8 protein-coding genes are annotated in these 7345 nt (G+C 37.8%); all 8 read left to right on the top strand.

Features of this window, described 5'->3' with window-relative positions:
- Positions 1-361 (top strand): transposase (locus tag CBG25_RS05860; protein WP_290605262.1); only part of this gene is annotated, 361 nt, incomplete at its 5' end.
- 105 nt (positions 362-466) lie between these two features.
- Positions 467-1486: a TrbI/VirB10 family protein gene (locus CBG25_RS05855; protein WP_290605260.1), complete on the top strand. Its 1020-nt coding sequence runs from the start codon at positions 467-469 to the stop codon at positions 1484-1486.
- Entirely contained in the window at positions 1486-2535 is a 1050-nt protein-coding gene (virB11, locus tag CBG25_RS05850) for a P-type DNA transfer ATPase VirB11 (protein WP_290605258.1), read from the top strand. Before CBG25_RS05855 ends, virB11 begins: the two co-directional genes overlap by 1 nt.
- 12 nt (positions 2536-2547) lie before the next feature.
- The gene (locus CBG25_RS05845) at positions 2548-4494 is read left to right on the top strand and encodes a type IV secretory system conjugative DNA transfer family protein (protein WP_290605256.1); all 1947 of its coding nucleotides are present in this window, start codon (positions 2548-2550) and stop codon (positions 4492-4494) included.
- 12 nt (positions 4495-4506) lie between these two features.
- Positions 4507-5025 (top strand): TrbM/KikA/MpfK family conjugal transfer protein, encoded by a 519-nt coding sequence (locus CBG25_RS05840; protein ID WP_290605253.1) that lies wholly within the window; start codon positions 4507-4509, stop codon positions 5023-5025.
- 240 nt (positions 5026-5265) lie between these two features.
- Positions 5266-6120 carry a YadA-like family protein gene (locus CBG25_RS05835; protein WP_290605251.1) on the top strand — a complete coding sequence of 285 codons (855 nt, stop codon included), beginning with the start codon at positions 5266-5268 and terminating at the stop codon, positions 6118-6120.
- Between the two features lie 344 nt (positions 6121-6464).
- Positions 6465-7133 (top strand): hypothetical protein, encoded by a 669-nt coding sequence (locus tag CBG25_RS05830; RefSeq protein WP_290605249.1) that lies wholly within the window; start codon positions 6465-6467, stop codon positions 7131-7133.
- Positions 7134-7149: 16 nt separating this feature from the next.
- Complete coding sequence (locus CBG25_RS05825) at positions 7150-7335, top strand: hypothetical protein (protein ID WP_290605247.1); 186 nt, start codon at positions 7150-7152, stop codon at positions 7333-7335.
- The last annotated feature ends 10 nt before the right edge of the window (positions 7336-7345 follow it).

Raw genomic sequence — 7345 nt, 5'->3', positions numbered from 1 at the left:
CAGTCAGCATTTCGAAAGGGTCATTGACAAGGCCAACACCAATCGCAATATCTACGCCGACCGAGGCTATCCCTCTGCGGAGCGGGAAGCTTGGCTGAAGGCAAACGGCTATAGGAGCCAGATTCAGCGTAAAGGCCATCGAAACAAACCGTTGTCCAAGACTCAGCAAGGGCGAAACCACAGGATTGCAAAGACTAGGGCACGGGTTGAACATGCATTTGCGGCGATGGAACAAATGGGTAGAAAACTGATCCGCACCATTGGACAGGTGCGCGCTAATTTTGCCATGACGATGATGGCAGCATGTTACAACCTAAAGCGGTTGGCGTACTTCCAGAGCGCGTGCATCGTGGCTTTCTGACGCCCAGAATGGGTCAAATGGCCCTAGCCAGGGCAATGTGCGATAGAATCAGTAACGTGATAATCAAAAAAAATCTAATTATTTAGAATGAAAGCCAAGGGTTAATTGAAAATCTTGAGTTTTTCGAGGTGCCCTGGTTTATCTCAAGCCTTTAAAAAAAGTGACGCTAAAGAGGTAACGCCGACAAAAGAAGAAACTGAACCGTATAATCGTGATAATAGCGGAACTTACTTAAATAATTTAAAAAATGATATTGCTCGAAGTATTGCCGAGATAAAAGACAGGGAAATGGATAAGGAAAAAAAAGCGGCTCAAGAAAAAGAACAGACGAAAGAACCGCCTGTTGTTTTACCCGTTCAAAATAACGTCAGTTCATCTTTTGATAATGATAACTCGGGTGATAAACCATTAACCCCTGAACAACGTCGATTACAAGGCAGTGTATTAGTCGATTTTCACGAAAATACGCGTAATGAGTCTCAGGTCAATGATGATGGTGAGAACAGTGATTTTTTGCAAGGGGCAACATTTAGTGATGGTAGCGTAAAAAGGGTTAAAAACCGCCAATATTTATTATCGTCCGGAACGTCTATTTCTTGTGTTCTGAAAACAAAAATTGTGACCAGTTATCCTAGTGTAACAATGTGTCAGATTACCAAAGATATTTATTCTGACGACGGTAAGACGGTGCTTATCCGTAAAGGTGCACAATTACAGGGTGAGCAAACAAAAGTGATGCAACAGGGAATAGCAAGGGTTTTTGTGAATTGGACAACCGTTAAAGATGAAAATATTAATGTGCGAATTGATGCTTTAGGGGCGGATAGCTTAGGGGCATCTGGTCTGCCAGCTTGGGTAGATTCTCATTTTTGGGATCGTTTTAAGGGGGCTATTCTTCTGTCTTTAATTCAGGATGCTATCAGTGCTGGAACGTCACAATTGGCTAAACAGAATAACAGTACCATTAATATGAGTAATACAGAAAATAGCGCTAAGGAAATGGCAAAAATAGCGCTGGAAAATTCAATTAACATTCCACCCACGGCGTACATTAATCAAGGTGAAATGCTCACCGTGATTGTGCCTAGAAATATTGATTTTTCGTCCATCTTTGAGGTGAGGTAATGACTGTTTTAGTGGAAAATAAAAAAGATACCCGAGTTTCTTTAATTAATATATTTCTTGATTCTACAGGTATTCAGCGTTTTCTGGATGATGATGATGTGACAGAAATCATCATTAACCGCCCGAATGAAATCATTACAGAGGGAAGTAAGGGATGGCAGTTTTATGAATCGAAAGGGGCGAATAATAAAGATTTATTAGATCTCTTGGTAGCTATCAATAACTATAATGATGGGGCTTCTGCGCTTAACGCTAAAAATCCGATAAAGTCGCTTGTGATGCCTAATGGTGAACGTCTACAGGTTATTATCCCTCCAGCCTGTGAATTGGACTGTATTTCGTTAACCATCCGCAAACCTTCCTTAAAACGCTTTACCATTCAGGATTATATCAAGTCTGGGCGGTTTGCGAATGTCAAAATAGCCGGGAGAGCCACAACGGAACTATCCGAAACACAGAAAAAACTAAAGGCGTTATATCTTAACTACACCACTGACGGTGCTCACTTTGAGCCATTTTTACAAGCCTGTGTCGATGCCAGATTGAATATCTTAATTGTTGGGGGCACAGGCTCAGGTAAAACAACATTTGCTAAAACCATTGCCGATATGTTCCCATCTGATAGGCGAATTATTACTATTGAAGACGTTCACGAGATGGAATTGCCCTTACACAAAAACCATGTGCATTTATTTTATAAAGAAGGCGGTGTTAAATCTCGCCAATTGATAGAATCCGCTATGCGAATGAAACCCGATCACATCTTTTTAGCAGAGTTGAGAGGTGATGAAGCATGGAGCTATATTGAAGCCTTAAATACAGGGCATGAGGGAAGTGTAACAACGATCCACGCAAATAATACTTATGCGTCATTTTCAAGGTTGGTAAATATCATAAAACAATCACCCGTTGGGCTAACATTAGAAGAATCCTTTATTGCAAAAACAGTTAAAACAACAATAGACGTTATTTTATTTTTTAATCATACCTATTGTACGGAATGTTTCTACGAACCAGAAGAAAAAAATAAATTACTGAGTTTGTTATAAGGAATGATAAAGATGAAAAATAAAAATAAAATCATTTTACCGATAGTCATTGTTTGGGTACTTGCAATAATAGCCTGTGGATATTCAGGCAGTTTTGCTTTGTTAAAAATGGCTGGACTTTCAACAGATTCACTTGCATGGAAAACCTTTTATGAAACCTATCAATTTTATGGGGAACAGGCTGCCTATAAAAAATTCATGCTGGTCGGCTGGATTGGTACAGCCATACCGCTTGTTATTGCGCTTCTTTTGTCTATCGCTATGTTTTTTTCGTTAAAAGAAAAAATATTTTTATATGGCAATGCAAGGTTTGCAAATGCTCAGGATTTAACAAAAAGTGGATTTTTCCCGACAGAACAGCAACGAAAAAAACAGAAATACCCCGCGTTATTAATTGGAAAAATGACACAAGGAAAATACAAAGGGAGTTATATTTATTATGCTGGTCAACAATTTTTAATGATGTATGCACCTACGCGTTCAGGTAAAGGCGTGGGTATCGTTATTCCTAATTGTATCTACTATGATGAATCGCTATGTGTATTGGATATAAAGTTAGAAAACTATTTATTAACGGCGGGATATCGAGAAAAAATATTAAAACAGGATGTGTTTTTATTCTGCCCTGATGGTTACGCTCAAAAAATCTTAGGGGAAACAAAATTAACTACCCACCGTTGGAATCCCCTTTTTTATATTAGACGGGGTGGGGTATATCGTTTTGGTGATTTAGAAAAAATCGCTACCATCTTATTTCCCTTAAAAGGGGGTGAAAATGACACATGGACTGATGCGAGTAAGAGTGTTTTTATGAGTCTTGTGTTATACCTACTTGATGTTGAGGAAGAAAAAAAACACAAAGTTAATATGAACGCAGTTTTAAAATTGAGTGTGCCAACAGGCGGAGAAAATTTGGCTAAATGGTTTGAATCTGAAATTAAGAGCCGTAACAATAAGGAAAATTTAGCTAAATGGCAACAATACTATGCGTTATCTGAATCCGAGAAAATAGGTAATACCCCTGAGCGTTATCCTTTAAGTGTTGATACTATTCGATTGTTTAGAGATTTTTGTGCAAAAGAATCTAAACAACAGCAAAGTGTCATGTTAGATTTTAAAAACGTCATGGCGATGTTCGCTAACCCTGTTTGTGCAGCAGCAACAGAAGATAATGATTTTGATTTGCGTGATGTAAGACGTAAAAGAATGACGGTCTATTTTGGTTTGTCACCAAGCGCATTAAGTCAGTACGCCAAATTAACAAATCTCTTTTTTAGTCAGTTGTTAAATGAAAATGTCAGAACGCTACCCGAGCATGATCCTACATTAAAATATCAATGTACGTTGATGCTTGATGAGTTTACTTCCATGGGGCGTTTAGATGTTGTTCAAATTGCGCTAGCGTTTACGGCAGGTTATAACATGCGGTTCGTTTTTATTCTACAAAACGAAGAACAACTTTTTGATGATAAAAAAGGCTACGGCAGGAATGGTGGATTAACCATTTTAAAAAACTGTGCCGTTAAATTATTCTATCCGCCGAAAGAAATTGATGAAAGCGTTAAAACGTTATCAGAAAGTTTGGGTTATTATGATTTAGTCAGAAACGAGATAAGTGTAACATCTGGCAAAAATTCAAGTAAAACCCGAAATAAGCGCATTGAAAAACGGGCGTTAATGCTACCACAAGAAATCACTGAATTAAACGATATTAAACACAAAAGCGGTATGGCCTTACCTGAAATTATTATATCTGAGTTTAGTCGTCCATTTATTGCACATAAAATAGTTTCTTTTGAAGATAAATTTTTTGTTAAAGCAAAACATTTTGCAAAAAATAATCAACCAGTCTTGCCTGTGCTTGATATCCAACAAGATGAAGTCGTCAGACAGCTTCACTTACAACGTGAAAGGAATCAACGTTGGCAAGTTGAAAAACAAAATACAGTCTTAAATTAGGAGTCATTTAAAATGAACCGCTTACTTTTTACCTTATTTACTATGTTAACGGGGCTATCTTTTTATGCGAGTGCTGAAGATGAATTGACAGGTGATACAAAACTCGCTTGTGAGGCGATTTTGTGCCTTTCAACAAATACCCGTCCTACAGAGTGTGCGCCATCAATTAGAAAATTTTTTAGCATTCATGCGAGTAAACCGTGGAAAACTATTCAGGAAAGAAAAAAATTTTTATCCTTATGCCCTTCTTCAAAAGATAAGGGAATGCCTGAGTATAAAGATTTATTGGCAAACAATGCGGAAAAATGTAGTCCTGATGAATTGAATAGATACCTTTTTGAACGTAAAACGAGAAGAGTGAATAATAAACAAGTTTTTTATTATCGAATTAGCAATAAGTTACCGAGTTATTGTGATGTATTTTATAACCACGAATATAACGATTCCAAACCTAGATATGTAGGCTCTGATGAGTGGATAGAATCCTATCTATGGGAAAATAATAAAGGTCAATATGGACATTGGAAATAAAGGAAAAATATGAAAGTGTTAAAAGATAACGAAGATTTTTGGTTAAAATTTTGTGTTGGTCATGAGGGTTCATTATTAAGTCCAGCACAATATATATCAGAAATAGCTAACAGGAGAATAAACCTAAAAAATAAAAATAAGCGCTAAAAATCAAGTAGAAGTGTGTGCATCGTACTGCAAATACGATGCACTGTGCAGCCTTCATATTATTAATAAAAAAGACTATTCATAGGAAACAACATGAAAACCACACCCCTAAAATTAGCAGTTTTGGTACTGACTGTCACGCTCACGCATCCCGTTATTTCGCTAGCAGGAACGGCAACCGGAGAGAAAGCCCGCGCAACGGGCGTTGATTCAACCGCCACGGGACAAAACGCCAACGCATCCGGTGATCATTCAACTGCCACCGGAGCAAACTCAAAATCTTCGGGTTGGCTTGCTACGGCAACGGGAACACAAGCCGATGCCTCTGGCTTTGCTTCAACGGCGACCGGTTCTAATTCAAAGGCATCCGGTACAAGATCAACAGCCAACGGGGATTATGCGCAGGCTTCAGGCGATAATTCTACCGCAATTGGTTCGCAAGCCAAAGCGACAGGCAAAAATACAGTAGCGATTGGCAGTGATTCAGTGGCAGACCGTGATAATACGGTCTCAGTGGGTCAAAAAGGCGCTGAACGCCAAATAACGAATGTGGCGGATGGGACAGAAGACACCGACGTAGCGAATGTTCGCCAGGTCAATAACGCCAAAAGTGAGGCGATTAATACCGCAAATGCGTATACAGACAGCCGTTTTAACCAGTTTACCACGGATACAAGTAATCGCATTAACCAACTGGACAACAAAATTGACCGAGTTGAAAAACAGGCGAATGCAGGGATTGCAGGAGTTACCGCAATAGCGTCAATTCCTTATAGTGCGAGTGAAAACTTTTCTTTTGGTATGGGTGTGGGTCACTATCAAAACGGGAAGGCCATCGCCGCAGGAGCACAATATAAAATCGCTGATAATGCAAACGTACGAGTGAACATTGCGTGGGACAACACCGACAATGCAAGTGTAGGTGCAGGGTTGGCGATTGGTTGGTGAGGAGAAAAGGGAAAACGATGAATATCTTTAACAAACTTAAAATAGGGGCTGTGGGATTATTCTGTTTTTTTATGACATCCCTAGTTTTTGCTGCCAGTGATCCTTTCTGTTGTCATTACAGATCAGTTAAAGACATGCTTTCTGAAAACAATATTCATTTGTATTTTGGTGTGATATCCGTGCTTTGGGTGTTATTTAAGTTATTCACTAAATGCACTTTGCAAGAAAAGTATTTAACAGCACTGTGTGTAACTTTAATTTGGATATTGTGGTTCATTTAATTATTTAATATTGACAGTATTACGTAATAAAAATATTCAACAAAATAAATAGGGAAAATAAAAATGATCGAATATAAATTCAAGACGGTTTCAGAATTAAAAAAAGTCCTTAATCATTACCCTGATAATGCATTAGTTGAGATAGGTGAACTTCCTGAAAAGCTAGCTAAACATGGTTTAACTACTGTTTTTGATAGTGAAAGAGTTTTGATTTGTGAATTTCATGATTATCAAAAAGAAGAGTTTTTAAAAATTGAAGAATTAGGTTTCACTGAAAATGTTTATGATTGTATAAGCATCGCAATAACAGGATTTCCTTGCCCACCTGATGAAGAAATAAATTTTTATCAATCTGTTGGAAAAGAGGTAAGAAAATTACTTAATATTGGCGTGAAAGATATTAAAGTATCTTTGCAAGATGATTCATATTTGTCGATTGAAGACTGGGGCGTGGTTATTGGCTATAGTAACAAATCAAAATCAATAGATGTTGAAGACTTTTCATCAGATGACTCTGATTTGTTTTATTTTTTCGAGGCAACGAAAACCGATGAGAAAATTGGTCAAGAGATTTCAAAAAAAACAGGAAAGTATAGACCAGATATAATAATAAAAACCGAGTCAAAATATCCGATTAAACGATCCTATCATCATCCTGGAAAATTGTGCGCCATATGGGGTGACCTTCCTGCATCCGGTATTTGTATCGAAACGGGTCAATTTCTTTTATGAAAATATTTTATGGGATATGCAAGGAATAGTTGATGGCGGAATACCTGTTTATATCGTTGAGAAGGGAAAAACAAAGGATGTTGTTGTTCACTACCAATCATTAACCTTGTTGTTCCCTGAAAAACGAGAAGAAATGACACCATTACAACAATTAGCACTTTCGGCTTTACCATTCTCACATTGGGAGCCAGAAAATAATTAAAATTTTCCTC

Origin of the sequence: Arsenophonus sp. ENCA, from assembly GCF_002287155.1 — a bacterium.
Taxonomy (GTDB): Bacteria; Pseudomonadota; Gammaproteobacteria; order Enterobacterales; family Enterobacteriaceae; genus Arsenophonus; species Arsenophonus nilaparvatae.
This window is presented reverse-complemented; position numbering and strand designations above follow the sequence as displayed.

Excerpts from the sequence above, each read along its gene's own strand:
- virB11 (WP_290605258.1), top strand. The coding sequence starts at position 1,486 with ATGACTGTTTTAGTGGAAAATAAAAAAGATACCCGAGTTTCTTTAATT.
- CBG25_RS05845 (WP_290605256.1), top strand. The coding sequence starts at position 2,548 with ATGAAAAATAAAAATAAAATCATTTTACCGATAGTCATTGTTTGGGTA.
- CBG25_RS05840 (WP_290605253.1), top strand. The coding sequence starts at position 4,507 with ATGAACCGCTTACTTTTTACCTTATTTACTATGTTAACGGGGCTATCT.
- CBG25_RS05835 (WP_290605251.1), top strand. The coding sequence starts at position 5,266 with ATGAAAACCACACCCCTAAAATTAGCAGTTTTGGTACTGACTGTCACG.
- CBG25_RS05830 (WP_290605249.1), top strand. The coding sequence starts at position 6,465 with ATGATCGAATATAAATTCAAGACGGTTTCAGAATTAAAAAAAGTCCTT.
- CBG25_RS05825 (WP_290605247.1), top strand. The coding sequence starts at position 7,150 with ATGCAAGGAATAGTTGATGGCGGAATACCTGTTTATATCGTTGAGAAG.